Consider the following 26,084-nt stretch of genomic DNA (forward strand, 5'->3'; position numbering starts at 1 on the left):
GTTCGAAGGTGTCAGGATAAGGCGAGCCCTGTCCTGATGGCAAGCATATTATCGTTAGATACGGATGTGGCCGAGGGCGATGGCCGTGGCCAGCCAGACCAGCGAAACGCCGATCGCGGGCAGCAGAGCAAACTTCTGCAGATCGCCGAATTCGACCTTGTTGATACCGACCAGCAGGTAGGTCGAGGGGACCAGCGGGCTGAGCAGGTGCGAACCCTGACCGATCAGCGCGGCGCGGCCCATTTCGTCGGCCGGGATGCCGTAGGTGGCAGCGGCCTTCGCCAGGACCGGCAGAACGCCGAAGTAGAAGGCGTCGTTGGTCATGAAGAACGTGCCCGGCAAGCTGATCAGCGCGGTGATCAGCGGGAAGTGCGGGCCCCAGGTTTCCGGCATCGAAGCGATGATCATCTTGGACATGGCGTCGACCATCTTGGTGCCCGACAGGATGCCCATGAAGATACCAGCAGCGAAGACCATCGACACGACCGGCATGGCGTTGGCGCCGTTGGCGACGAGACGGCCTTGCTGTTCCTTGTTGCTGTAGTTGATCAGCAGAGCGAGCGCGGTACCGATCATGAACAGCAGCGCGAGCGGCAGGACTTCCATGATCAGGCAGGTCATCAGCGTGGCAACGAGGATGGCGTTGATCCACAGCTTCTCGGGGCGCTTCAGCTTGTCAGCATCGGGATCTTCCGAAACCGACTTGTGGCTGCCGTCGTGCTGGTAGTCGATGACGCCCAGACGAGCACGCTCTTGCATGCCCCAGCGGTAGCCCATGAAGCAGACGAAGGCGGTACCCAGGACCATGCCCGGGATCATCGGCACGAACACCTGGCTCGACTCGACGCCCAGAGCGGCGAGCACGCGGCCGGTGGGGCCGCCCCAGGGGATGATGTTCATCACGCTGTTTTCGAGCAGGGCGAGGGCCGGGAGGATGATCGGGCGGATGCCGAGTTTGCGGTGAACCGCCATCATCGCGGAACACGTGACGAGGTAAGTGGTCGAACCGTCACCGTCGAGCGAGATGAACGCGGCCAGCACGGCGGTGCCGACGCAGACCTTCATCGGGTCGCCATGCACCATCTGCAGGATCTTCTTGATGATCGGGTCGAACAGGCCGGCGTCGATCATGATGCCGAAGAAGAGAATGGCGAAACAGATCATGATGCCGGTCGGGGCGACGCGGCGGACGCCGTCCATCATCATTTTGCCGAGCTTGGCGTCGTGGAAACCCAGGCCCACAGCGAAGATGATGGGAATCAGGATCAATGCGTTCATGGCTGACATGCGCTTGGACATGATCAGGTACATGAAGACTGTAATCATTGCAAAGCCGGCGATTGCCAGCGTATTTGCATCAGTCATGACTTACCTCCAATAGTTGATTATCGACCTACTTTTACTGCTGTTCTCTGCCGAACGAATAACCGTACGACGGGCGGGAGTATACTCCTCGGCCTGCGGACGGGAATCCCCGCAACCATTCTTTATCCCGATCGTTAGATGTTGATTCAGTAATCAAGCCACAGGGCGGTTTGGACTATCATTCCCGTCATTCTTGTGTGGGGAAGCAATCGCAGTGATTGCACAATTGGTATCCGGCACCGACCGTACGGCTGCCCGGGAGCTGGTGGAACGAAACGGCCTGAGCTTCGAGGAAGGCTGTGACGAATTGTTCGGTGTGTTCGAGTCCGGCCATCTGGTGGCCACAGGCGGGCGTGCCGGAAACATCCTGAAAATGCTTGCCGTCGAGCCCAGCCATCAAGGCGGCGCTCTGCTGGGCGAGGTGGTGACGGAACTCGTATCGCGCGGCCTCTCGGCCGGTTACGATTCGCTCTTCATCTACACCAAACCCGAGTACATCTCGACCTTCGAGGCGCTCAATTTCTCCTTGCTGGCCAACCAGGGGCGCGTCGCCCTGCTCGAATACGGGCGCGGTTTCCAGAAATGGCTGGCCACCCACAACGCCGACGTGCGGTCCGGCATCAACGGGGCGGTGGTGGTTAACTGCAACCCCTTCACCCTTGGTCACCGCTACCTGATTGAGAGCGCGGCCAAACAAGTCGACAATCTCTACGTGTTCGTCGTCCGCGAAGACCGCTCGGTCTTCCCCTTCGACGTCCGCTTTCAGTTGGTCAAGGACGGCGTCCGTGACCTGACCAACGTCGTCGTTCTCGACTCGTCGCGCTACATCGTCAGCGGCGCGACCTTCCCGACCTATTTCCTGAAAAAGGACGATCCCGTCGCACGCATCCAGATGGAGTTGGATGTGACTCTTTTTGCCTCGCGGATCGCCCCGTTCTTCCGCCTCGTGCGCCGATTTGTCGGCACCGAGCCCACGTGCAAGCTCACGGAGGGCTATAACGATGCTATGCGGAGGATTTTGCCGGTGTACGACATCGAACTCGTTGTGATCGAACGCAAGCAAAGCGCAGGGGGCGTGATCAGCGCCTCGCGCGTGCGCGAACTGATCGCACGCCAGGAGTTTTCTCAATTGGAAGAATACGTGCCGGCCACCACGCTTGCCTACTTGAAGAGCGCGGCGGCTGATCCAATTCGGAAACAATTGCAACAATGATATTAGGAGGTAGTTGATGCAAATACTTAAAAAGGCGCAGGCCGGAACGATGCAGTCCAGCGACCTGATGGTCGTGGTCGAACCGGCTCAAGAACTTGTCGTGGAGATCGAGTCGACTGTCAAAAAACAGTTCGAGCACTTGATCCGCGCCCGGATCGAAGCCGTTCTGACCCGCTGCAGCGTAACGGCTGGGCGGATCAGCGTCAGCGATCGCGGGGCGTTGGACTATGCGATCGAAGCAAGAGTTGAAGCCGCGCTGCGGCGTGCAGGGGGTGTGTAATGGAAGACAAGGCATTTTGGTACCGCGAGTACAAGCAGGGACGGCGCTTCATCGTCAAGATCCGCCCTGAGGAAAGCATCATCGAATGCGTCACCGCACTGGTGACCAAGGAAAAGATCGAATGCGCCGTCGTCCTGTCGGCCATCGGTTCGGTCCAGAACGTCCGCCTGAAGGACATCAAGAGCGGTGCGCGCCTGCCGATTTCCTCGCCGCGCCTGATCTCGCACGACATCGAAGGTCCGCTCGAGCTGCTCGGCCTGACCGGCAACGTCGTTCCGGGCGAGGACGGAAAGCCCGATTGCCACCTGCACATCATGGCCAGCCGTTCCTCGGGTGACGTGGTCGGTGGTCACATGTACGACGCCCAGGTGTTCGCCACCTGCGAAATCGTCCTCGTCGAGCTGAGCGTCGAGGGCATCGAACGTTACCAGTCGAAGACGGGCGGCACGCCGACCCTGTTCTTCTCGGAGGAGTAAGCCATGGCCGATTTCAAGCTCCGTCGCTCGCTCCTGTACGTGCCGGGCAACATGCCCTCGATGCTGCAGAACATCCCGCTCTTCCAGTGCGATGCCGTGCTGATCGACCTCGAAGACGCCGTCCCCTACAGCGAGAAGGACGCCGCGCGCATCCTCGTGCGTCGTTTCCTCGAAGGCTACAAGGATCGCAACAAGGAAATCCTGGTCCGCATCAACGGCCTCGACACCAAGTGGGCGCTCGACGACCTGAAGGCCGTCCTGCCCGCCGTTCCGGATGGGATTCGTCTGCCGAAGGCCGATTCGCCCGAGATCGTCGAACGCCTCGACACGCTGCTCACCGAGTATGAAGAAGAGCTCGGCCTGCCGCTCGGTCACTTCAAGATCCTGCCGTCGATCGAAACCGCCGAGGGCGTGATCAACGCCGTCGCCACGGCGCGTTCGTCGCCGCGTCTGATCGGTCTGGCCTTCGGTGCCGAAGACTACACGGCAACGATGGAAATCAACCGCACCAAGGAAGGCGAAGAACTCTTCAACGCCCGCATGAACGTGCTGTGGGGCGCCAAGTCGGCCGGCATCCAGGCCATCGACTCGATCTTCGCCGACGTGAACGACATGGAAGCGCTGCGCCGCGAGACCGAACTCGTCAAGCGCCTGGGCTTCACCGGTAAGTGCATGGTCAACCCGCGCCAGATCGACGTGATTCACGAAGTCTTCGCGCCGAAGCAGGAAGAAGTGGACTACGCCCTCGAAGTGATGGACGCCATCAAACGGGCCCGCGAAATGGGCACCGGCGTCATCTCGCTCAAGGGCAAGATGATCGACCGTCCGATCGTCGTGCGTGCCGCCCGTGTCATCAATACCGCGCGCGCCCACGGCATGGTGGACGTCGTGATCAATGAGGAGGACATCTATGGTAGTGAATAGCCTGGGTCGGTTGATCCCGGAAACCTTCAACGGGAAAATACTCACCCCCTATAGCGACCCGTGGTCGATGCAGCCCAATGCCGAGCGTTCGACGCGCGCCATCCGGCGCATTACGAGCAGCGGCAGCAAGCTGGTTGGCGGCCTGCGCGAAGCGATCATCGCTTCCGGCCTCAAGGATGGCATGACCATCTCGACGCACCACAGCCTGCGTAACGGCGACTACCTGCTCAACGATCTGGTCAAGGAAATCGACGCCCTCGGCATCCGCGACATCAAGATTGCCTCGAGTTCGGTGCACGTCGTGCATGCCGAGCTGATCCCCTACATCCGCAAGGGCGTCATCACCAGCCTCGAATGCGGCGTGAACGGCCCGATCGGCGAGCAGATCTCGAAGGGCGAGCTCGACTGCCCGATCATCGTCCGCTCGCACGGTGGCCGCGCACGCTCGCTGATTACCGGCGAAGTGCAGGTCGACGTGGCCTTCCTGGCCGCGCCTTACTGCGACGAGTACGGCAACTTCAACGGCTTCTACGGCCCCTCGGCCTGCGGCAGCCTGGGTTATGCCCTGGTCGACGCGCAGCACGCGCATAAGGTCGTGGCCGTGACCGACAACCTGGTGCCGTTCCCGGCCGTGCCGGTCGGTATTCCGCAGTCGGTGGTCGACTTCGTCGCGACCGTGCCGCGCCTCGGCGACCCGAAGAAGATCGTGTCCTCGACGACGCGCATCACCACCGATCCGATCGGGCTGCAGATCGCCAAGTACGCCGCTTCGGTCATCGAAGCGACGGGCTACGTCAAGGATGGCTTCTCGTTCCAGACCGGGACGGGCGGCATCTCGCTGGCCGTGGCCTCGCACGTGCGCGACATGCTGCGCAAGAACAAGGCCAAGGGCAGCTTCGGCTGCGGCGGCATCACCGGCTTCTTCGTCGACATGCTCGAGGAAGGCCTGTTCGAAGCCCTGTTCGACGTTCAGTGTTTCGACCTCAAGGCGGTCGAGTCGATCGGGCGCAACCAGCGTCACGTGGAAATGACGGCCGGCACCTACGCCAACCCGTTCAACTGCGGCGCGGTGGTTAACCGTCTCGACTGCGCGATCCTCTCGGCAACCGAAATCGACGTGAACTTCAACGTCAACGTCAACACCGAGTCGATGGGCTACCTGCTCCACAACACCGGTGGTCACTGCGACGTCGCAGCCGGCGCCAAGGTGTCGATCGTGGTTTGCCCGTCGATCCGTGGTCGTCTGCCGATGATCCGCGACGAAGTGACGACGATCACCACGCCGGGCGAAACGGTCGGCGTCATCGTCACCGAGCGCGGTGTTGCGGTTAACGACAAGCTCCCCGAGCTGAAGGCCGAACTGATCCGTCGCCGCGTGCCGGTCAAGGACATTCGCCAGCTGCGCGACGAGATCTATGCGGTGACCGGTGTGCCGAAGCCCATCGAGTTCGAAGACGACGTGGTCGGTCTGATCGAATATCGTGACGGTTCGATCATTGACGTCGTTCGCAAAGTCCGCCAGTAATTTTCTGGCGGCTCGAGACAACCGGCAGGAGGCCGTCGCGCGCGCTTTGCGCGCGGCGCCCCCTGCGGGAGTTTCGAGTCTCGTTTTCCTGTCGCTCAACGTTCCGGGTGCGGACAAAAACCCGCCCGGCGTTGAGGGGCTGTTCCTCGCCCTGCATCACGCCCTGCTGACGGCATTGCCGCAAGCGCTCGAAATCGAGCGTGCGGTCGACGCCCTCGGGCCTTACGCCCTCTACCGGGTCTATGCGCCGGGCGATGCCGTGAAACGTGCCTGCATCGGCATCGAAAATGCGCGGCCTTCCCATCGTTTAGCCGACCTCGACGTTTATGTCGAAGGCGGGCATCAGATCGGTCGCCGTGCGCTCGGGCTCGAAGCCCGAAGTTGCCTGTTGTGCCCGAATCCCGCCGTCGATTGCATGCGCCTTGGTTCGCATCCCTTCCAAGACCTGCTTGATCGTGTCCATGAACTCCTTACGCCTTTCCGAACTTGAACGTCTGGCTGCCGCCCTGGTCACCGGCGCCCGCCTCGAACTCCATCTGACCCCCAAACCCGGACTCGTCGATCGCCTCGACAACGGTTCGCATCCCGACCTCAGCTTTGCGACGATGGAGCGTTCGATCGCCATCGTCGAAGCCTACCTGCAAGCGACGGTCGCCTCGCTCGCTGCCGGCGAAGACTTCGCCGCCCAGAACGCCCTCGGACGGCAAGCCGAACAGCGCCTGCTCGACGAGCTGGGGACCAATACCCACAAGGGCTACATCTTCCTCGCCGGGATGCTGTTGATTGCCCGCTGGCATGCCCCGAGCGGTGCCGTCTCCGACCTGCGCGCAAGCTTGTCCTCACTCTGCCGCGACTTCTTCAGTCGTCCGCGCGACGGCGAGACGCACGGCGAACGTGCCCGTCGCCTCTATCACGCTGGCGGCATCGTGCGCGAGGCCAGTGATGGCTATCCCGCGCTCTTCGAACACGGCCTGCCGGCCTTCCGTGCCGCGCGCGAGAAAAACGGCTCCTTGCTCAACGCTTCCTTCGCGATGATGGCGCGTCTGATGCAGACGGTCGACGACACCACCATGCTGCATCGGGCCGGCCCCGGCGGCCTGGCGCGCATGGTCGCCGATGGGCGCTGGCTGCAGGTGCAGATCGCCGACGGCGGCAATGCGCGGCCTTTCCTGGAAACGGCCAACCGCAACTACGTCGCCGCCAACATGACCATGGGCGGCGTGGCCGACATGCTGGGCCTCGGCTACGGCGTGCTGATCGCTGCCGGCGAACTCTCCGAGGATGACGTGGCGGCCTTGCTCTCCGCCGCCTGAGCATCAAGCGCGGCGCGCCACGCAAACGGCCCGGAAGCTTGGCTTCCGGGCCGTTTTGTTCCGTGTCTTCGCTTTGGCCTTATCCGACACGCGATGCGCGCCGGAGCGAGCGTTTAACGGGCTTTCGGAGCGGCCCGCGCGGCGGGCTCGAGGCCTTGCTGTTCGATCAGGGGATAGGCCTCTGGACTGGTCAGGAAGCGGACCAGTGCTTGTGCGGCGGCGGGCGATTTTCCGCTTTGCGCTTGTCCGACCGAGAAGGTGGTGACCTTCTGGTAGGGCGGCGGAATTTCGCCGACGAAATCGACGCCGGGGATCGGCAACAGCTCGCTGACCTGCTGGAAACCGATTTCGACGTCGCCGCGCGCGACCCAGGTGGCGACCCGGTCCTTGACGATTTCGCGCGACTTGGCGACGACCGCGTCGCCGAGCAACGGCAACACGTTCTTCGCCAGATGGACGCCGCTGGCGCTGGCCGAATAACCGATTGACGCGGCGTTGCGCAAGGCCTGCTCGAAAGCCGCTGGGGTCGAAATGTCCGGTTTTGCGGCACCGCTGCGTACGACCATGCCGATCTTCGAGTGTACGAGATCGACGCGGCTGCCCGCGACGGCGTGACCTTGCTCGATCAGCTTGTCCAGCTCGGGGCCGGCCATCATGACCAGATCGGCGACCTCGCCGCGCTGGAGGCGCGCGGGGATGGCCGTCGGCGAGCTGCCCATCGACGACCCCGAAATCAGGACGATGTTGTGCCCCGTCTGGCGTTCGAATTGCGGCGCGAGCGCCTCCATGGCGGAATAGAATCCGCCCGAACTCATGACCCGGATTTCGTCGGCATGAACCGCCAGGGCGCCGGCCAGGGCGGCAACGGCGAGTAGACCCCTCGCCAGGATGCGATGTAGTGCGTGCATGCGTAGGACTCCAAAAAAAGCGGCGACGACGGCCGCGAAGCCGCCGTCGCCAGGGGGGGTCAAGCCGAGTATTCCGGCATCCGGTGGAAGTTCATGTAGCGGTAGATGTCGCTCGATTTTTGCATCACGACCTGCATCCGCTCCATGTACTCTTCCTTCGTCGGCAGGCGTCCGAGCAGCGAGGCGATCGCCGTCACTTCGGCCGAGCCGAGGAAGACGTTGGTCGCTTCGCCCATGCGGTTGGGAAAGTTGCGCGTCGAGGTCGAGACGATGGTCGAACCCTTGCGGGCGCGGGCCTGGTTGCCGAAGCACAGCGAGCAACCGGGGACTTCCATGCGCGCGCCGGCGGCGCCGAGACGGGCGTAGTAGCCTTCGCGGTTGAGCGTGTCGGCGTCCATCTTGGTCGGCGGCACGATCCACAGGCGCGTCGGAATCTCCTTGCCGTTGATGAGGTGCGCGGCGGCGCGGAAATGGCCGATGTTGGTCTGGCAGGAGCCGATGAAGCCTTCGTCGATCTTGGTGCCGGCGACGGCCGAGAGCGGCTTGATGTCGTCCGGGTCGTTCGGGCAGGCGAGCAGTGGCTCGCTGATTTCGGCCAGGTCGATTTCGATGACCGCCGCGTATTCGGCATCCGGGTCGGGTTGCTGGATGTGTGGCTTGGCAAGCCAGGCTTCCATCTTGCGGATGCGGCGCAGCAGGGCCGTCTTGTCCTGATAGCCGTTGGCCACCATCCACTTGAGCAGAGCGACGTTGGAGCGCATGTACTCGACGATGGGCGGCAGGTCGAGGCGCACCGTGCAGGCTTCGGCCGAGCGTTCGGCGGAGGCGTCGGAGAGTTCGAAGGCCTGTTCGACGGTGAGGTTGGGCAGGCCTTCGATTTCAAGGATGCGGCCGGAGAAGATGTTTTTCTTCCCTTTCTTCTCGACGGTCAGCAGGCCTTGCTTGACGGCGTAGTAGGGGATGGCGTTGACCAGGTCGCGCAGGGTCACGCCCGGCTGCATTTCGCCCTTGAAGCGGACGAGCACCGATTCGGGCATGTCGAGCGGCATCACCCCGGTTGCCGAGGCCAGCGCGCACAGGCCGGAGCCGGCGGGGAAGTAGGCGCCGAGCGGGTAGCGGGTGTGCGAGTCGCCGCCGGTGCCGACCGAGTCGGGCATGGCCATGCGGTTGAGCCAGGAGTGCAGGACGCCGTCACCCGGACGTACGGCGACGCCACCGCGCGAGTAGATGTACTGCGGCAGCTCGGCGAACATCTTGATGTCTTCGGGCTTCGGATACGCGGCGGTGTGGCAGAAGGTCTGCAGCACCAGATCGGCGGTGAAAGTGAGGCAGGCGAGGTCGTTCTGTTCGTCGCGGGTCATTGGGCCGATGGTGTCCTGCGAGCCGACGGTGTCCATTACCGGTTCGCAATAGGTACCCGGGCGCACGCCCTTGCCCTCGGGCAGGCCACAGGCGCGGCCAACGATTTTCTGCGCCAGCGTGTAGCCCTTGCCGGTGTCGGCCGGAACCTTGGGGGCGCGGAACAGGGCCGTGGCCGGCAGCCCCAGGAGCTTGCGTGCTTCGGCGGTGAGGTTGCGGCCGATGATCAGCGGGATGCGTCCGCCGGCGCGCATGCTGTCGAGCAGCACGTCGGTCTTGAGTTTGAAGGTGGCGACGACTTCGCCGTTCTTGAGCACCTTGCCTTCGAACGGCCGCAGTTCGATGACGTCGCCCATCTCAAGCTTGCTGACGTCCATCTCGATCGGGAGTGCGCCCGAATCCTGCATGGTGTTGTAGAAGATCGGCGCGATCTTGCCGGCGAAGACGAAACCGCCGAATTTTTTGTTCGGGACGTTGGGAATGTCCTGCCCGGTCCACCACAGCAGCGAGTTGGCCGCCGACTTGCGCGAGGAGCCGGTGCCGACGACGTCGCCGACATAGACCAGCGGGTGCCCCTTGGCCTTCATCGCTTCAAACTGCTTGAGCGGGCCGCGTTTGCCCGGTTCGTCCGGCGTCAGCCCGGTGCGCGGGAACTTGAGGATGGAGAGGGCGTGGAGCGGAATGTCCGGGCGGGTGTTGGCGTCCGGATCGGGCGAGAAGTCGCCGGTGTTGGTCTCGCCGCCGACCTTGAAGACGGTGAGCGTGATGCTCTGCGGAACGTCGGCGCGACCGGTGAACCACTCGCCGTCGGCCCAGGACTTGAGGACGGCCTTGGCGTTGGCGTTGCCTTTGGCGGCGAGCGCCTGGACGTCCTTGATCGCGCCAAAGACGAGCAGGGTCTTTTTGAGGCCGTCGGCGGCCAGTGTGCCGAGCTGCGGGTCGGCGAGCAGGCCAATCAGGAGCTTGACGTTGTAGCCCCCCTGCATGGTGGCGAGCAGTTCGGTGGCGCGCTGGCGGGAGATGAGCGGCGATTTCTGTTTGCCTTGCGCAAGGGCACCGAGGAATTCGGCCTTGACCCTGGCCGCGTCGTCGACGCCCGGCGGAACACGGTTGCCGATGAGGTCAAGCAGGAAGGCTTCCTCGCCCTTGGGCGGGGTGCGCAACAGGGTCGTCACTGCGGCGGTTTGCTGGGCGTTCAGGGGCAGGGGCGGGATGCCCAGCGCGGCGCGCTCAGCGGCATGCTTGCGGTAGGCGTCGAAAATCAACGCCCGGCTGGTGGCTTCGTCGACCACCGGGATGCCCGCCGCGGTGGCTGCGGCTTTTGCAGGGGCGGCGAGGGCGACCTCGCCATGGACGGCCACGGCACCGGCCACCGAGGCGGCGACGCTGCGAATACAGAAACTGCGGCGGTTCAACATGTTCAGCGCTCCCAAGAAATAAATATTTCTGTGCTTAAGGGGCATTCCCGTTTGGCGCGTGTGCTGATGCGAACGGGATGCCGCCGTCGGTTTTGTGTTTTAGGGACGGCGCGCTCATTTTCATGCTTTTGTTGTAATAAATAAAATATCAATTTCTTATTGAAGTGCATAATTGAATTTTATTTCAGCAGTGGGGTTCAACATGGACGATAAGGACTGGCGCATCCTCAAGACCATTGCCGAGGAGCGCAACCTGACCCGGGCAGCAGCGCGGCTGTACATGACCCAGCCGGCGCTCACCTACCGCCTGAAAAACCTGGAAGACGACTTCGGCACGCAACTCGTGTCGCGGATGCCGAGCGGCGTGATGCTTACCGCGCAGGGCGAGTGCCTGCTCAACTACGCCCGCGAAATGCTGCTGCGCCACGATGCGATCAAGGAACGTATCCGCAACATGGCGGACAAGGTGCAAGGGCCGTTGCGCCTCGGTTCGTCCGGCGTGTTTGCCCACTTTGCCTTGCCCGGCATCCTCAAGGGCTTTCTGGAGACTTATCCGGAAGTCGAGATTTCGCTCAAGACGGCGCTCAGCCAGCCGATCGTGCGCATGCTCGAAAAGCAGGAAGTTACCGTCGCCATCGTACGCGGCGAGCATGCCTGGGAAGGCGAGCGGCTGTTGCTCATGCAGGAGCCGCTGTGTCTCGTTTCGCGCGCGCGCATCGGACTCGACGCTTTGCCTCAGCACCCGCACATCCGTTATGGCACCGATGCGCCCTTGCAGCGCTTGCTCGACGAATGGTGGCGGCGCTCCTATGCCGTGCCGCCGCGGACGACGATGGAGGTCAACACCATGGATACGGCGCGCGAGATGGTGCTCAACGGGCTGGGGTGGACGTTGTTGCCGTCGATCGGGCTGACCCAGCGGGAGGGGTTGTACGTCGAGCCGGTGCATTGGCCCGATGGCGGCGCGTTCGTGCGCGATACTTGGGTGCTGTGTTCGGCCGGGGCGATGGAATTGCGTACCGTGCGGGTCTTCATCGACTACCTGCGTGCTTGGCAGCAATACGGCGGTGGAGGGCGAGTGGCTGGTGGCGGCACGGTGCCTTCTGCTCCGGCACGGGGACGGGGGCGGCGCGGTCAGCCGCTGATGGATGGGCGCTGAACGGGCCAAGTCCACCGCACCATAGAGAAAGGGCCGGCGCCTTTCGGCACCGGCCCTTTTGCGGTGGCGTTCCCGGCCCCCTTCAGGGCGCCGGGAAGCGTATCGCTTAGATTTCCTTGACCGTGGCGAGCACCTTGTCGCCATGCTCGTCGGTGACCGTCGTTTCGATCTTGAGCAGTTCGCTCCAGCGCTTGAACGCGGCGACGAAGACGATGGACATCAGCACCATCAGCAGCACCGACATGCCGGCCAGCAGATAGAGGTTCTTCGGCAGGAAGTTATTGACGACGTTGAGGTAACCCGCCCACATCACGATCGGCAGCACGCAGAGGACCGGCAGGCCGGTGACCCAGGCGTACTTGGCCTTGCCGATGCGGATCAGCATCGTCGTGCCGACGATCAGTGCGCAGCTGGCGAGCAGCTGGTTGGCCATGCCGAATAGCGGCCAGATCGTCGAGATGTCGCCGGTGTAGACCAGGTAACCCCAGGCCGACGTGAAGAGCGCGCTGGTGACGATGACGCCCGGCGTCCAGGAGTTGTCGGTGAAGGGCTTGTAAACACGGCCCAGCATTTCCTGGAGCAGGTAGCGGCCGACGCGGGTGCCGGCATCAACGGCGGTCAGGATGAAGACCGCTTCGAACATGATGGCGAAGTGATACCAGTAGGCCATCATTCCGTCCATGAACGGAACCGACGAGAAGATGTAGGCCATACCGACGGCCAGCGACACGGCGCCGCCCGGACGGTGCTGGATCGTCTCACCAACCTGCTGAGCGAGGTGCGGCAGATTGACGACTTCGACACCCAGTTTGGCGAAGTTGGCCGCCGACGAGTTGATCGCGAAGTAGTCGGCCGGAACCAGGACGCACGCGGCGATCAGGGCCATGATGGCGACGAAGCCTTCGGTCAGCATCGCGCCGTAGCCGACGAAGAGGATGTCCTTTTCGTTGGCGATCATCTTCGGCGTGGTGCCCGAGCCGATGATGGCGTGGAAGCCCGACAGCGCGCCGCAGGCGATGGTGATGAAGAGGAAGGGGAACAGGGCACCCGGGATCACCGGGCCGCCGCCTTGGATGAACTTGGTGAAAGCGGGCATCTGCAGTTCGGGGTTCACGAACACGATGCCGAGGGCCAGGGCGGCGATGGTGCCGATCTTGAGGTAGGTCGACAGGTAGTCACGCGGCACGAGCAGGAACCACACCGGCAGGACCGAGGCGAAGAAGCCGTACACCGGGATCATCAGCGCCAGTTCCTTCTTGGAGAAGGTGAGCATGGCGGCGAGGGTCGGGTTGGCTTGCACGTACGGGCCAGCGAGGATCGAGAGCACCAGCAGGACGACGCCGATCAGGCTGCCGCCCTTGATGTCGCCCGGACGGATCTTCTGCATGTAGATGCCCATGACCATGGCGATGGGGATCGTCGAGAAGACCGTGAAGGTGCCCCACGGGCTGTCGAACATGGCGTTGACCACGGCGATCGACAGACCGGCGAGGGTCAGGATCAGGATGAACAGGATGGCGACCGAGGCGACCTTGCCGGCGACCTTGCCGATTTCGGTTTCGGCGATCACCGAAAGGCTCTTGCCCTTGTGGCGAACCGAAGCGAAGAGGACGACCATGTCATGGACGCCGCCGGCCATCACGCAGCCGACCAGAATCCAGAGTGCGCCCGGCATGTAGCCGAACTGCGCGGCGATGACCGGGCCAAGCAGCGGGCCGGCCGCGGCGATGGCCGCGAAGTGGTGTCCGAAGAGGACGTATTTGTTGGTCTTGACGTAGTCGTGACCGTCGTTGATCGCTTCGGCGGGCGTAACGCGGTCTTCGCGCAGGTTCATGACCTTTTGGGCCAGATACAAGCCGTAGAACCGGTACGCGATGGCGAAAATACACGCCGCCGCGAAAATTAAGGTTAATGCATTCATCAGAATCCCCCAGTGTGGATGACTATCCCTCGTCCCTGGCCCGGAGCCGCAGAAGCTCGATCGGCGAATCCCCAGGATGGAACACACGCGTACTGACCGGGGGCGAACTCCGAAACCCTTTTGGTCTGGACTTTCCGCCGTACGGACAGTCCAGACCAGCCGGATTCAGGTTTCAAATCCCTTCGTCCAGGCCAGTACGGATTGCACTATAGCTAAAGGAAGATGCAATTTTTGGGGAATCTGGCGAGCGGTCGCCCGGCGCATTGAGTGGTTGCCAACGGGGGGCGAGCGGTGGACGTCGAGGCTCAGACGATGTGCAAGCGGTCCTTGATGTCACGCAGGTAGCGCCGGCTGACCGGAAGCCTTTGCCCGCTGCGGGTCAGAATTTCGGCGCCGCCGTTCTCGAGCAGTTCGATCTCGGCGATCTGGCTCACGTTGACCAGGTATTGGCGGTGGCAGCGGATGAAGGGCGTGCGTTCCTGCAGAATCTTGAGCGTCAGTTCGGTGACGCCCTGACGGCTGCCGGCGACGACCTGCACGCCGGCAATGTCGGTATGGATGTAGTCGACGTCTTCGAGCGGGATGAGGCAGATCTTGTTGCGCGTCGTGCAGGGGATGTGTTGGAGCACGGCGGTGGTGCCGGGAAACGGCTGCGGGGTGCCGGCGCGGGCGCCGCTGCGCAGCCAGTTGAGCGTTTTTTCCAGACGCTGCGGGTCGATCGGCTTGAGCAGGTAGTCGGTGGCGTGCTCCTCGAAGGCCTTGAGCGCGTGTTCGTCGTAGGCGGTGACGAAGACGATCAGGGGCAGCGCGGCGGGGTCGATCATGCCGACCATTTCCAGGCCGCTCAGGCGTGGCATCTGGATATCGAGGAAGACGACGTCGGGGCGCAGGCGGTGGATCGCGGTGAGGCCTTCGATGGCGTTGCTGCATTCGCCGATGACTTCGATGTCGGCGGCGTCGGCAAGCAAGGCCTTGAGCTCCTCGCGCGAGGGTTGTTCGTCGTCGATGATCAGGGCGTTGAGCATCAGGCGGGTTCCTCTTCGGCGGGCAGACTGATCGAGACGCGTGTCCAGCGCTCGGGTTCACAATCGACGCTGAGCCCGTAGGCGGGGCCGTAGCGCAGCTTGATGCGACGGTCGACGAGGTTCATCCCCAGACCGTCGCCGCCCGGGGTCGGGCGGTAGAGGCCGGCGCTGTCTTCGACGAGAATCTGCAGCGTTTCGCCGAGGCGTTGGGCGCGGATGGTGATCTTCCCCGGTTCGATCATCTGCGAGATGCCATATTTGATGGCGTTTTCGACGATGGGCTGGAGCGAGAAGGCGGGCAGGCGCAGGGAGAGCAGTTCGTCGGAAACGTCGAGCTTGACGTCGAGCCGGTCGGCGAAGCGGGCGAGCTCGATGCGCAGGTAGGCGTCGACGTGCTCGATCTCGTCCTTGAGCGTCGCTTCGGTGCTCACCCGCTTCAGGCTCTTGCGGAAGAAGGTCGACAGGTACTGCACGATCTGCCGCGCCGCCTCGGGGTCCTTGCGGATGACCGCGGCCAGGGTGTTGAGTGCGTTGAACAGGAAGTGCGGGTTGATCTGGGCCTGCAGGAGCTTGATTTCCGATTGCGCGAGCAGGCGCTTTTGTTCTTCGATCTTGCCCGAGAGCACCTGCGAGGAGAGCAGGCGGGCGATGCCTTCGCCCAGGGTGCGGTTGAGCGAGGAGAAGAATTTGCTCTTGGGCTCGTACAGCTTGATGGTGCCGAAGACGCGGTTTTCTTCGTCGCGCAGCGGGATGACGAGGCAGGAACCGAGCTTGCATTCCTTGGACACCGAACAGCAGTAGGGCACGATGGCGCCGTCGGCGTAGACCACTTCGTTGTAGTGGATGGCGCGGAAGGTGTGCGGCGAGGAGATGGTCTGTCCGGGGATGTGGTGGTCGGCGCCGAGGCCGACGAAGCCGAGCAGCTTGTCGGTGTCGGTGATGGCCACCGCGCCGACGCCGGTGTCCTCGCGGATGATGTGTGCGAGCTTGGTGCAGTTCTTCTCGTTGAAGCCGAGCGAGAGGATGCCGACCGAGCGCTCGGCGATGCGCAGGGCTTTGGCCGAGAAGGCGATCGAGTATTTCTCCATCATCTCGCGCCGGTCAAGGATGAGGCGCATGATCAGCGCCGCGCCGCAGGAGTTGGTGAGGATCATCGGCAGCGCGATGTGGGCGACGAGGCGCGTCGCCTGATCGAAAGGCTTGGCCATGATCAACAGGACGAACATCTGCAGCATCTCGGCGACCATCGTCGCGCCGAAGGCGATGGCTGGGCTGAGCAGGTCCTGGGCGCGGTGCTGGCGCATCAGGTAATAGTGCAACAGACCACCGATCAGACCTTCCATGGTGGTCGACACGGCGCAGGCCGAGGCGGTGAAGCCGCCCATGAAGTAACGGTGCAGGCCGCCCGTCAGTCCCACCCCGAGGCCGACCACCGGCCCGCCGAAAATGCCGCCGAGCACCGCGCCGATGGCACGCGTGTTGGCGATCGCGCCTTCGATCTGGAAGCCGAGGTAGGTGCCCATGATGCAGAAGCTCGAGAAGACGAAGTAGCAGACGAGCTTGTCGGGCAGGCGCACGGTGACCTGCATCAAGGGCGCGAAGAGCGGCGTTTTGCTGAGCAGGTAGGCGATGGCGAGATAGACGCACATCTGCTGCATCAGGCTGCCGATCAAGGCGATGTGGTTGATGTCTTCGAGCAGCATGGAGAAGCGGCGCGCGGCGGCGGGAGGCGAAGGGTTAGATGCTTGATTCTACGGGATTGGCGGAAAAAAGGCAGGCCGCCGCCAAGGGCGTCCAGATGCGCCTTGCAGCCGGCCTGCAGGGCGCATCGGGCGGTCGTTCCAGCGCGTCAGCGAGCCTACCAGGCGCCGGTGAGGCGCAGCGGCGAGAGCGTGAGGGTGGCGGTCGAACCGTCTTCGCTGCTGACCGCGACGGCCGGTGCGATCTTTTTGGGCGGGCGGGCGTACCAGCGTTCGCACAGGCGAACGAGGTCGGCGTATGAGGCCGTCTCGGCAAAGCCCTGGAGCAGCGTCGTGGTCAGTTTTTCGTTGATGCGGTGCAGGTAGGCGCTGGGCGTCGCCAGGCGCTCGAGGCCGGTGGGGGCCAGGGCGGGGCGCAGGAACATCCGTGGCGGCAGCGCGCGGCTGGACGACGAGGCGTCGAACCGGGCCGCGAACAGCGGCGCGCTGAGGTCGATCACCCAGCCGTCGGCCTCGATCCAGCAATGGTGGTGGTCGGCGTCGGCGACCAGCGTATCGCCTTCGGCCGTGCCAAAACAGAGCAGCTCGCTTCCGGTCAAGGCGTAAGCGGCGGCGCCAGCGACCGGGCAGACGTTGCTCAGGCGGTGATGGCGACGCAGGACGAAGGCGCCGGCGACGGCGAAGAACAGGCTCGCCTGCGCGGGGTCGTGTCCGACCTGGGTCAGAACGGCGTGAATGACGCGGAACAGGCGTTCGTACTCGACGACGGTGATGGGCGGGTGAGGGCTGGCGTTCATGCGGATACTTCGCGGGTGGACGGGGCGACATCATAGTCGATCGGGGGCCGATGGCGGGTACAATCGCCGCCTCGGGCGCCCCGAGCGGCGCTACCATTGAGGCGAAAGGACTTGCCGTGGAGGGGATCGAACGGGTGGCCGCGCGACTGCGCGCTCAATTTGCCGACGAAGGTTCGGGGCACGACTGGTACCACCTCGAGCGGGTCTGGCGTCTGGCGCGCCGGATCGGCGAGGCTGAGGGCGCGGATCTTGAGGTCGTTCAACTCGCCGCGCTGGTGCACGACATCGCCGATTGGAAGTTCCACGCCGGCGACGAAAGTGTCGGCCCGCGCGAAGCCGCGCGTCTGTTGCGCGACGAAGGCGTTTCGGCGCGGGTGATCGACGCCGTCGTCGACATCGTGGCCACGATTTCCTACAAGGGGGCTGGCGTCCCGACCCCGATGCGCTCGCTCGAAGGGCGCTGCGTCCAAGACGCCGACCGCCTCGATGCCCTGGGTGCAATCGGCATCGCCCGTTGTTTCGCCTACGGCGGTCACGCCGGACGGCTGATCCACGATCCGCAAATCGCCCCGGTGCTGCACGCCAGCGCCGAGGCCTACAAAGCGGCGCGCGGCACCAGCCTCAACCACTTCTACGAAAAGCTCCTGCTGCTCAAGGATCGGATGCACACCGCCAGCGGCCGCGCCATTGCAGAAGAACGGCACCGTTACGTGGAAGGTTTTGTGCGGCAGTTCCTCTCCGAGTGGGAAGGCGAGGTGCGCGAGTGAGGTGGTCGGTGCGTTATTGAGGGGCAAGGCCGAGATCGTGAGGGCGATTCGGCTTCTGCTCCGTACTTTGTTCGACCAAGGGAAGTATAAAAACAAAAAGGCCAGTCCGAAGACTGACCTTTTTGCTTGAATCTAATGGTCGGGGCGGCGGGATTCGAACTCGCGACCCCTTGCACCCCATGCAAGTGCGCTACCAGGCTGCGCTACGCCCCGACAAGCCGCCATTATATCGCAGTTTCGGCGTTTTAGGCCGGGATTCTGAGGATTTCTGCAATCTTCAGAAGTTCGCCGCGGAGAGCTTCAGGCGAAAGCGCTGAGGGGGCGGTGGTCTCCTCGTGCTGCGCCTCTCCCAACCGGTTGCGAGCGCCGCTGATCGTGAAGCCTTGGTTGTAAAGCAATTCACGAATCCGGCGGACGAGCAGGACTTCGTGGTGCTGGTAATAGCGGCGATTGCCTCGCCGCTTGACCGGTTTGAGCTGAGTGAACTCCTGTTCCCAGTAGCGTAGGACGTGCGGCTTGACGGCGCACAGTTCGCTGACTTCGCCAATCGTGAAATAACGCTTGGCGGGGATCGGCGGCAATGTTTCCTTGCTGCCGTCTTTAGGATTGTGGTGTTCCATTGTAGGACTGTTCGACCTCGCCCTTCAGCTTCTGGCTGGCATGGAAAGTGACAACGCGCCGGGCCGTGATCGGGATTTCCTCGCCGGTCTTGGGGTTACGGCCCGGGCGTTGCGGCTTGTCGCGCAACTGGAAGTTGCCGAATCCAGACAGCTTGACCCCGTCGCCGCGCTCCAGCGCGTTGCGGATTTCCTCGAAGAAGGCTTCGACCATGTCTTTGGCCTCACGTTTGTTGAGGCCGACTTTTTCAAACAATAAATCTGCGAGTTCTGCTTTGGTGAGCGTCATGTTTTGATCCTGTCAGACGCGGAGCTGGGCCGAGTACGCGTTTTGCACGTAGGCCAGCAATTGTTGCATTGCCGCATCGACTTCCGCATCTTGCAAAGTCCGTTGAGTATCTTGCATAACTATACGGAAAGCAAGACTTTTTTTCCCTGGCTCGATGCCTTTTCCGGTGTAAACGTCGAACAATTTGATCTCTTGGACGAGGGTCGGCCGGTTGGCCAGAATGCCGTCGAGCAGGGTCTGAAGTTCGAGTTTTTGATCGACCACGATGGCCATGTCGCGCAGTGCGGGCGGCTGTTTCGAAATCTCGCGGTAGGCCGGCAGGCGCGCGGCCAGGACGGCGGCGAGGTCGAGTTCACAGACGACCGGGGCGAGCGGCAGTTCGTAGTCCTGGACCCATTGCGGGTGCAGCTCGCCGATCACGCCGACAGCCTTGCCGTCGATCAGGATGCGGGCGCTGCGACCGGGGTGTAGCGCCGGATGCGTGGCTTTTTCAAAGCTGGCAACAGCCGGCGCGAGCAGGAGTTCGAGTTCGCCCTTGAGGTCGTAGAAGTCCACGTTCCGCGTTGCCGTCCCCCATTGTTCGGGCGTGGCGTTGCCGTAGGCGAGCATGGCCAGCTTCCACGGCTGGTCGAAGCCCTCGACCGGTGCGCCGGGGTTGGCGCGGAAGAAGCAGCGGCCGGTTTCGAAGACGCGCACGCGGGTCTGTTTGCGCTTCAAGTTGGTGGCGACGTTGGCGACGAGGCCGCCGATCAGCGTCGAGCGCATCACGCTCATCTGGCTGGCGATGGGGTTGGCGAGCCGGATCGGCGCGGCGTTGCCGGCAAAATCCCGTTCCCAGGCCTCTTCGATGAAGGCGTAGTTGATGACTTCCTGGAAGCCACGGTCGGCGAGGATCTGCCGCGCCTTCTGCAGCGGGCGCGCATCTTCGCCTTGCGGCAACATGCCCAGCGCCGCGCGCGGAGCGTGGGTGGGAATGTTGTCGTAGCCGTGCAGGCGGACGATTTCCTCGATCAGATCTTCCTCGATCTCGATGTCGAAGCGATGGCTGGGCGGGGTGACGACGAAATCGTCACCGTCGCGCAGGCAGGCGAGGTCGAGGCGAGCGAACAGCGCTGCGATCTCCTCACCGCTGAAAGTCACGCCGAGCACCTTGGCGACGCGCGCGATGCGCAGGCGCACCGGTGGGCGCGCCGGCAGGGCAGCGGCGGCTTCGCACACCGGGCCGGCCTGGCCGCCGCAGATCTCAAGGATCAGCTGCGAAGCGCGTTCGAGGGCGCGACGGGTGTTGCCGAAATCGACGCCACGTTCGAAACGATGCGAAGCGTCGGAACCAAAGCCGTAGCGGCGTGCGCGGCCGGCGATGGCCTTGGGCGCAAAGAAAGCCGACTCGAGGAACATTTCGGTCGTCTCAAGGGTGATGCCGCTATCCTCGCCGCCCATGATGCCGGCCATGGCGACCGGGCGGGTATCGTCGGCGATGAGCAGCACGTCGGCGTCGAGTTTGAGCGTTTGCTCGTTGAGGAGGAGGATTTCTTCGTCCTGGCGCGATACGCGGGCGTGGATGGCGCCGTCGAGCTTGGTGTTGTCAAAGGCGTGCAGCGGCTGGCCGAGTTCGAGCATCACGTAGTTGGTGATGTCGACCAAGGCTGAAATCGACCGGATGCCGCTGCGCTCCAGGCGGCGCTTCATCCACTCGGGCGTCGGCGCCTTGGCGTTGACGCCGGCGATGACGCGGCCGCAGTAGAGCGGGCAGGCTTCGGGCGCATCGAGAACGATGGCGCGGGTGCGGTCGATACTGACCGGGGCCGGGGCGACTTCGGGGAAGCTTGCGGGTGTTCCGGTCAGGGCGGCGACTTCGCGCGCGATGCCGGTGAGCGAGAGGCAGTCGGCGCGGTTGGGGGTGAGCTTGAGCGTGCGCAGGCAGTCGTCGAGGTCGAGGTAGTGGCGGATGTCTTCGCCGACCGGTGCGTCGGCCGGAAGGACGAGCAGGCCCGAGGCGTCCTCGGCAATTCCAAGCTCCTTGGCCGAGCACAGCATGCCCGAGGATTCGATGCCGCGCACTTTGGCGATCTTGATCGTGAACTCGCCGGGCAGCACGGCGCCGGGTAGGGCGCACGGCACCTTGAGGCCCGGGGCGACGTTGGGTGCGCCGCAGACGATCTGTTGCGGCGTGCCGGTGCCGATGTCGACGCGGCAGACGTTGAGCCGGTCTGCGTCGGGGTGTTTGTTCACTTCAAGAACGTGGGCGACGACGACGCCGGCAAAGGCCGGGGCGACGCTTTCTTCTTCCTCGACTTCAAGGCCGGCCATGGTCAGCAGGTGAGAGAAGGCTTCGCCCTCGATGGCCGGATCGACGAAGCTGCGCAGCCAGGATTCAGAGAATTTCATGGGGTGTCCGTTTCAGCAATGGCGCGAAAGTACCGGAATGCGTGGAGTGTAGTGGCCGTCCGATCAGACGAACTGGCGCAGGAAGCGCAGGTCACCGTCGAAGAAGAGGCGCAGGTCGTTCACCCCGTAGCGCAGCATGGTCAGGCGATCCGGACCCATGCCGAAGGCAAAGCCGATGTACTTCTCAGGATCGATGCCGACGTGGCGCAGGACGTTCGGATGTACCATGCCGCAGCCGGCGATTTCCAGCCAGCGGCCCTTGAGCGGCCCGCTCTGGAAGGCGACATCGATTTCGGCCGACGGCTCGGTAAACGGGAAGAAGGATGGGCGGAAGCGCACCTGCAGGTCGTCGCTCTCGAAAAAGCGGCGCAGGAAGTCGGCGACCACGCCTTTGAGGTCAGCAAAACTGACGTTCTCGCCGATCCACAGGCCTTCGACCTGATGGAACATCGGCGAGTGGGTGGCGTCGGAGTCGACGCGATAGACGCGGCCCGGGGCGATGATGCGGATTTCCGGCATCGTCTCGAGATGCGCGTACTTGGCGACGTGCGCCTGCATGTAGCGCACTTGGATCGGGCTGGTGTGCGTGCGCAGGAGAATCTTGTCGGCCACTTGGCCGTTTTCGTCCTGCAGGTAGAAGGTGTCGTGCATTGAACGTGCCGGGTGATCCTCGGGCGTGTTCAGTGCCGTGAAATTCTGGAAGTCGGCCTCGATCTCGGGGCCGTCGGCAACTTCGAAGCCGATCGAGCGGAACAGCGCTTCGATGCGTTCGAGGGTGCGCGTCACGGGGTGCAGACCGCCGCGCGTTTCGCTGCGGCCGGGCAGGGTGACGTCGAGGGATTCTTCGGCGAGGCGAGCTTCGAGTGCGAGACGGCGGAGGGCTTCGCGGCGGGCGTTGAGCGCCGCTTCAACGGCTTCCTTGGCACGGTTGATCTGCGCGCCGGCGGCCTTGCGTTCTTCCGGCGAAAGCTTCGCCAGACCCTTGAGAAGTTCGGTGATCTGGCCGCTCTTACCGAGGTAGCGCGCCTTGATTTGTTCTAGCGTGTCGGGATCGTCGGTCGCAGCGAAAGCGACGGCGGCATCCTGGGCGATTTGATCAAGGTTCTGCATTTTTTTAGTCCACTTCAAGCAAAAAAGGGAGGCGAGCGCCTCCCTTTTCCGTTAAGCGCCCAAATTAGGCGCCGAGCTGGGCTTTGGCCTGGGCAGCCAGGGCAGCGAAAGCCGGCTTGTCGAACACGGCCAGGTCGGCGAGGACCTTGCGGTCGACTTCGATCTGGGCCTTCTTCAGGCCGTTCATGAAGGTGCTGTACTTCAGGCCGACCTCACGGGCCGCCGCGTTGATACGGGCGATCCACAGGGCACGGAACTGACGCTTCCTTTGACGGCGGTCGCGGTAGGCGTACTGGCCGGCCTTCATCACCGCCTGTTTGGCGATGCGGTATACGTTCTTGCGACGGCCGCGGTAACCCTTGGCCTGAACGAGAATCTTCTTGTGACGCGCGCGCGCCGTTACACCACGTTTAACTCGGGGCATCTTTTATCTCCTTATGCGTAAGGCATCATGGCGCGAACCATGGCCTTGTCGGAGTCATGCACTCCGGTCATGCCGCGCAACTGGCGCTTGGACTTGGTGGTTTTCTTGGTCAGGATGTGGCGCTTGAACGCCTGGCCGCGCTTGATGCGGCCACTGGTGCTGACCTTGAAGCGCTTCTTGGCGCCACTCTTGGTCTTCATCTTGGGCATTTTTATGCTCCTTTTTAAACATGGCTACGGGTGGCCCCCGGCGGGGACACTTCGGACCTGCAACCACTTCTTGGGTACTGCGGTACTACGGGGACTACAAAACCTTACTTTTTCTTGCTCGGCGCCAGGATCATCACCATCTGGCGGCCTTCCATCTTGGGCATCTGCTCGACGTTGGCGAGGTCCACAAGATCGGCCTTGATGCGCTCGATCTGGCGCATGCCGATTTCCTGGTGCGCCATTTCGCGACCGCGGAAGCGTAGGGTGACCTTCACCTTGTCTTCTTCCTGCAGGAAGCGGGTCATGTTGCGCAACTTGATCTGGTAGTCGTTCTCGTCGGTGCCCGGACGCAGTTTGACTTCCTTGACCTGAACCTGCTTTTGCTTCAGCTTCTGCTCGTGCTGGCGTTTCTGTTCCTGGTACTTGAATTTGCCGTAATCCATGATCCGGCAAACCGGGGGCTGCGCCAGCGGTGCAATCTCGACCAGATCAACACCGGTTTCCTCGGCCATCTGCATGGCCTGACGGATGCCCATGATGCCAAGCGCCTCGCTGTTGGTGCCGACGACGCGGACCTCGGGGGCGTTGATCTCTTCGTTGATGCGATGCGACTTTTGCAGTGCGATGGTATCGCTCCTTGTTCAGACAAATAATTAAGCCGTGCCACTCCGCGCCGCGACTTCGCCTTGAAGCCGCTCGATCAGCGATGCTACGGACATCTGTCCGAGATCCTGACCACCACGGGTACGCACGGCAACCAGATTGGCTGCCATTTCCTTGTCGCCGACGACAATCTGATATGGCAGCTTGTTCAAGCTATGTTCGCGTATTTTATAGGTAATTTTTTCGTTGCGCAAATCCGCCTCGGCGCGAAGGCCGGCTGCGCGTAGCGCTTTGGCCACATTTTCGGCGTATTCGGCCTGCTTTTCCGAAATGTTGAGTACCACAACCTGTTGCGGCGCGAGCCAGAGGGGCAGGGCGCCGGCCCAGTTTTCGATCAGGATGCCGATGAAACGCTCGAGTGAGCCGAGAATGGCACGGTGCAGCATGACCGGCGTATGGCGCCCGTTGTCCTCGCCGACATATTCGGCACCGAGGCGCTGCGGCATCGAGAAGTCGACCTGGATCGTGCCGCACTGCCACGAGCGGCCGATGGCGTCCTTGATGTGAAATTCGATCTTCGGACCGTAGAAGGCGCCTTCGCCGGGGAGTTCTTCCCATTCGAGGCCTGACGCCTTGAGGCCTTCGCGCAGGGCGATCTCGGCCTTGTCCCAGACTTCGTCGGCACCGACGCGCTTTTCCGGGCGCAGGGCAAGCTTGACCGCGATGTCGTTGAAGCCGAAATCGGCGTACACCTTACGCACCAGCGCGTTGAAGTCGGTGACCTCAGCTTGGATCTGGTCTTCGGTGCAGAAGATGTGGCCGTCGTCCTGAGTGAAGCCGCGGACGCGCATGATGCCGTGCAGCGCGCCCGAAGGCTCGTTGCGGTGGCAGGCGCCGAATTCACCATAGCGCAGCGGCAGGTCACGGTAGCTGCGCAGGCCGGTGTTGAACACCTGGATGTGGCCCGGGCAGTTCATCGGCTTGATCGCGTAGTCGTGTTTCTCCGACTCGGTGGTGAACATGTTGTCCTTGTAGTTCGCCCAGTGGCCGGATTTTTCCCACAGCGTGCGATCGAGGATCTGCGGGCATTTCACTTCCTGATAGCCGTTGTCCTGATAGACGCGGCGCATGTACTGCTCGACCTGTTGCCAGACGGTCCAGCCTTTCGGGTGCCAGAAGATCATCCCCGGCGCTTCGTCCTGCAGGTGAAAGAGGTCGAGCTGGCGGCCGAGGCGACGGTGGTCGCGCTTTTCGGCTTCCTCGAGCATCGTCAGGTAGGCGTCCTGGTCTTCCTTCTTGGCCCAGGCGGTGCCGTAGACGCGCTGCAACTGTTCGTTGTTGTGGTCGCCGCGCCAGTAGGCGCCGGCTACCTTCATCAGCTTGAAGACCTTGAGCTTGCCGGTCGACGGCACGTGCGGGCCGCGGCAGAGGTCGACGAAGTCGCCTTCGCGGTAAAGCGAAACGTCCTGCCCGTCGGGGATGGCGGCGATGAGTTCGGCTTTGTAGTGCTCACCAATCGATTTGAAGAAGGCGGTCGCTTCGTCGCGCGCCCAGACTTCGCGGGTGACCGGGAGGTCGCGCTTGGCCAGTTCGGCCATGCGCTTCTCGATGGCCAGCAGGTCTTCCGGCGTGAAGGGGCGGGTGTAGGCGAAATCGTAGTAGAACCCGTTCTCGACGACCGGGCCGATCGTCACCTGCGCTTCAGGGAAGAGCTCCTTGACGGCGTAGGCGAGCAGGTGAGCGGTCGAATGGCGGATGATCTCCAGGCCGTCGGCATCTTTGTCGGTGACGATCGCCAGCTGGCTGTCGCCCTCGATGCGGAAGCTGGTGTCGACAAGCTTGCCATCGACCTTGCCGGCGACGGCTGCGCGGGCGAGTCCGGCGCCGATGCTGTGCGCCACTTCGGCAACCGTGACCGGTTGTGCGTATTCACGTTGGGAACCATCGGGCAGGGTGATGACCGGCATGTTCGACTCTGAAAAAAGTGCACCGGGCGGCGTCCGTTTTACGGAAAGAGGACCGGCGGCAATGGGAAAACGTAGATTCTAGCAGGCGTCGGGGCGGCTTTGAACCCCCGTGGCGGGCTTGTAAAGCAAAACGGGCCACCCTGTTCAGGTGGCCCGTCTGCGAAATTTGGTAGGCGCGATTGGATTCGAACCAACGACCCCCACCATGTCAAGGTGGTGCTCTAACCAACTGAGCTACGCGCCTTCACTTCACCGCGTTGTTGCTTGCGGCAGCGAAGAAGCTGCGCATTATAGGGACGTGGGAAAAAGAGTCAACACTTTTTTGCA

General features: G+C 63.1%; 24 protein-coding genes and 2 tRNA genes. 9 read left to right on the forward strand and 17 right to left on the reverse strand.

Going from position 1 to position 26,084, the window contains the following annotated elements:
• Positions 1 to 54 precede the first annotated feature (54 nt).
• Positions 55 to 1,365, reverse strand: a complete 1,311-nt coding sequence (locus tag QMB55_RS06775; RefSeq protein ID WP_497587923.1) for a CitMHS family transporter — start codon at positions 1,363 to 1,365, stop codon at positions 55 to 57.
• A 265-nt stretch (positions 1,366 to 1,630) separates the two neighbouring features.
• Here QMB55_RS06775 and citC point away from each other — a divergent pair, with 265 nt between their 5' ends.
• From citC to QMB55_RS06810, 7 genes are read left to right on the forward strand one after another with little or no spacing between them, the layout of a single operon-like run.
• Positions 1,631 to 2,578 carry a [citrate (pro-3S)-lyase] ligase gene (gene citC, locus QMB55_RS06780; protein ID WP_497587924.1) on the forward strand — a complete coding sequence of 316 codons (948 nt, stop codon included), beginning with the start codon at positions 1,631 to 1,633 and terminating at the stop codon, positions 2,576 to 2,578.
• Positions 2,579 to 2,594: 16 nt separating this feature from the next.
• The gene (citD, locus tag QMB55_RS06785) at positions 2,595 to 2,858 is read left to right on the forward strand and encodes a citrate lyase acyl carrier protein (protein WP_497587925.1); all 264 of its coding nucleotides are present in this window, start codon (positions 2,595 to 2,597) and stop codon (positions 2,856 to 2,858) included.
• The gene (locus QMB55_RS06790) at positions 2,858 to 3,334 is read left to right on the forward strand and encodes a PPC domain-containing DNA-binding protein (RefSeq protein ID WP_497587926.1); all 477 of its coding nucleotides are present in this window, start codon (positions 2,858 to 2,860) and stop codon (positions 3,332 to 3,334) included. The genes citD and QMB55_RS06790 overlap by 1 nt, the downstream gene beginning before the upstream one ends.
• 3 nt (positions 3,335 to 3,337) lie before the next feature.
• Positions 3,338 to 4,258, forward strand: a complete 921-nt coding sequence (locus QMB55_RS06795; RefSeq protein ID WP_497587927.1) for an HpcH/HpaI aldolase/citrate lyase family protein — start codon at positions 3,338 to 3,340, stop codon at positions 4,256 to 4,258.
• Positions 4,245 to 5,783: a citrate lyase subunit alpha gene (gene citF / locus QMB55_RS06800; RefSeq protein ID WP_497587928.1), complete on the forward strand. Its 1,539-nt coding sequence runs from the start codon at positions 4,245 to 4,247 to the stop codon at positions 5,781 to 5,783. Before QMB55_RS06795 ends, citF begins: the two co-directional genes overlap by 14 nt.
• On the forward strand, positions 5,755 to 6,273 hold the full coding sequence (locus QMB55_RS06805) for a citrate lyase holo-[acyl-carrier protein] synthase (protein WP_497587929.1): 519 nt from the start codon (positions 5,755 to 5,757) through the stop codon (positions 6,271 to 6,273). The genes citF and QMB55_RS06805 overlap by 29 nt, the downstream gene beginning before the upstream one ends.
• A complete protein-coding gene (locus tag QMB55_RS06810) occupies positions 6,245 to 7,096 on the forward strand; it encodes a triphosphoribosyl-dephospho-CoA synthase (RefSeq protein ID WP_497587930.1) in 852 nt (283 codons plus the stop codon). The genes QMB55_RS06805 and QMB55_RS06810 overlap by 29 nt, the downstream gene beginning before the upstream one ends.
• Before the next feature lie 113 nt (positions 7,097 to 7,209).
• Here QMB55_RS06810 and QMB55_RS06815 read toward each other — a convergent pair whose 3' ends face one another.
• A complete protein-coding gene (locus QMB55_RS06815) occupies positions 7,210 to 8,004 on the reverse strand; it encodes a substrate-binding domain-containing protein (protein ID WP_497587931.1) in 795 nt (264 codons plus the stop codon).
• Between the two features lie 59 nt (positions 8,005 to 8,063).
• Complete coding sequence (gene acnB, locus QMB55_RS06820) at positions 8,064 to 10,625, reverse strand: bifunctional aconitate hydratase 2/2-methylisocitrate dehydratase (protein WP_497588279.1); 2,562 nt, start codon at positions 10,623 to 10,625, stop codon at positions 8,064 to 8,066.
• Between the two features lie 358 nt (positions 10,626 to 10,983).
• Between acnB and QMB55_RS06825 the strand changes: the two genes are divergently transcribed.
• Positions 10,984 to 11,940: a LysR family transcriptional regulator gene (locus QMB55_RS06825; RefSeq protein WP_497587932.1), complete on the forward strand. Its 957-nt coding sequence runs from the start codon at positions 10,984 to 10,986 to the stop codon at positions 11,938 to 11,940.
• 106 nt (positions 11,941 to 12,046) lie between these two features.
• Here QMB55_RS06825 and QMB55_RS06830 read toward each other — a convergent pair whose 3' ends face one another.
• From QMB55_RS06830 to QMB55_RS06845, 4 genes are all read right to left on the reverse strand, one after another.
• Complete coding sequence (locus QMB55_RS06830; RefSeq protein ID WP_497587933.1) at positions 12,047 to 13,861, reverse strand: carbon starvation CstA family protein; 1,815 nt, start codon at positions 13,859 to 13,861, stop codon at positions 12,047 to 12,049.
• Positions 13,862 to 14,166: 305 nt separating this feature from the next.
• A complete protein-coding gene (gene btsR / locus QMB55_RS06835; protein WP_497587934.1) occupies positions 14,167 to 14,886 on the reverse strand; it encodes a two-component system response regulator BtsR in 720 nt (239 codons plus the stop codon).
• Positions 14,886 to 16,589, reverse strand: coding sequence for a LytS/YhcK type 5TM receptor domain-containing protein (locus tag QMB55_RS06840; protein WP_497587935.1), 1,704 nt, complete (start codon positions 16,587 to 16,589; stop codon positions 14,886 to 14,888). The genes btsR and QMB55_RS06840 overlap by 1 nt, the downstream gene beginning before the upstream one ends.
• Before the next feature lie 155 nt (positions 16,590 to 16,744).
• Entirely contained in the window at positions 16,745 to 17,383 is a 639-nt protein-coding gene (locus tag QMB55_RS06845; protein WP_497587936.1) for a DUF2026 family protein, read from the reverse strand.
• A 50-nt stretch (positions 17,384 to 17,433) separates the two neighbouring features.
• On the opposite strand from QMB55_RS06845, the gene QMB55_RS06850 reads away from it, so the two are divergent.
• Entirely contained in the window at positions 17,434 to 18,150 is a 717-nt protein-coding gene (locus QMB55_RS06850) for an HD domain-containing protein (protein ID WP_497587937.1), read from the forward strand.
• A gap of 136 nt (positions 18,151 to 18,286) precedes the next feature.
• On the opposite strand, the gene QMB55_RS06855 is transcribed toward QMB55_RS06850, so the two are convergent.
• From QMB55_RS06855 to QMB55_RS06900, 10 genes are all read right to left on the reverse strand, one after another.
• Positions 18,287 to 18,363 (reverse strand) — tRNA-Pro (locus tag QMB55_RS06855).
• Between the two features lie 32 nt (positions 18,364 to 18,395).
• Positions 18,396 to 18,770 carry a MerR family transcriptional regulator gene (locus QMB55_RS06860; protein WP_497587938.1) on the reverse strand — a complete coding sequence of 125 codons (375 nt, stop codon included), beginning with the start codon at positions 18,768 to 18,770 and terminating at the stop codon, positions 18,396 to 18,398.
• Complete coding sequence (locus QMB55_RS06865; RefSeq protein WP_497587939.1) at positions 18,751 to 19,056, reverse strand: integration host factor subunit alpha; 306 nt, start codon at positions 19,054 to 19,056, stop codon at positions 18,751 to 18,753. The genes QMB55_RS06860 and QMB55_RS06865 overlap by 20 nt, the downstream gene beginning before the upstream one ends.
• 12 nt (positions 19,057 to 19,068) lie before the next feature.
• Positions 19,069 to 21,444 carry a phenylalanine--tRNA ligase subunit beta gene (pheT, locus tag QMB55_RS06870; RefSeq protein WP_497587940.1) on the reverse strand — a complete coding sequence of 792 codons (2,376 nt, stop codon included), beginning with the start codon at positions 21,442 to 21,444 and terminating at the stop codon, positions 19,069 to 19,071.
• Positions 21,445 to 21,507: 63 nt separating this feature from the next.
• Positions 21,508 to 22,554, reverse strand: coding sequence for a phenylalanine--tRNA ligase subunit alpha (gene pheS / locus QMB55_RS06875; protein WP_497587941.1), 1,047 nt, complete (start codon positions 22,552 to 22,554; stop codon positions 21,508 to 21,510).
• A gap of 64 nt (positions 22,555 to 22,618) precedes the next feature.
• Positions 22,619 to 22,978, reverse strand: a complete 360-nt coding sequence (rplT, locus tag QMB55_RS06880; protein WP_497587942.1) for a 50S ribosomal protein L20 — start codon at positions 22,976 to 22,978, stop codon at positions 22,619 to 22,621.
• Between the two features lie 11 nt (positions 22,979 to 22,989).
• Complete coding sequence (rpmI, locus tag QMB55_RS06885) at positions 22,990 to 23,187, reverse strand: 50S ribosomal protein L35 (RefSeq protein WP_497587943.1); 198 nt, start codon at positions 23,185 to 23,187, stop codon at positions 22,990 to 22,992.
• Positions 23,188 to 23,291: 104 nt separating this feature from the next.
• Positions 23,292 to 23,813: a translation initiation factor IF-3 gene (infC, locus tag QMB55_RS06890; protein WP_497588280.1), complete on the reverse strand. Its 522-nt coding sequence runs from the start codon at positions 23,811 to 23,813 to the stop codon at positions 23,292 to 23,294.
• A gap of 27 nt (positions 23,814 to 23,840) precedes the next feature.
• Positions 23,841 to 25,757, reverse strand: coding sequence for a threonine--tRNA ligase (gene thrS / locus QMB55_RS06895; RefSeq protein ID WP_497587944.1), 1,917 nt, complete (start codon positions 25,755 to 25,757; stop codon positions 23,841 to 23,843).
• 167 nt (positions 25,758 to 25,924) lie between these two features.
• A tRNA-Val gene (locus QMB55_RS06900) sits at positions 25,925 to 26,001 on the reverse strand.
• Positions 26,002 to 26,084: the final 83 nt, after the last annotated feature.

This window comes from Propionivibrio sp., assembly GCF_041441355.1.
Taxonomy (GTDB): domain Bacteria; phylum Pseudomonadota; class Gammaproteobacteria; order Burkholderiales; family Rhodocyclaceae; genus Propionivibrio.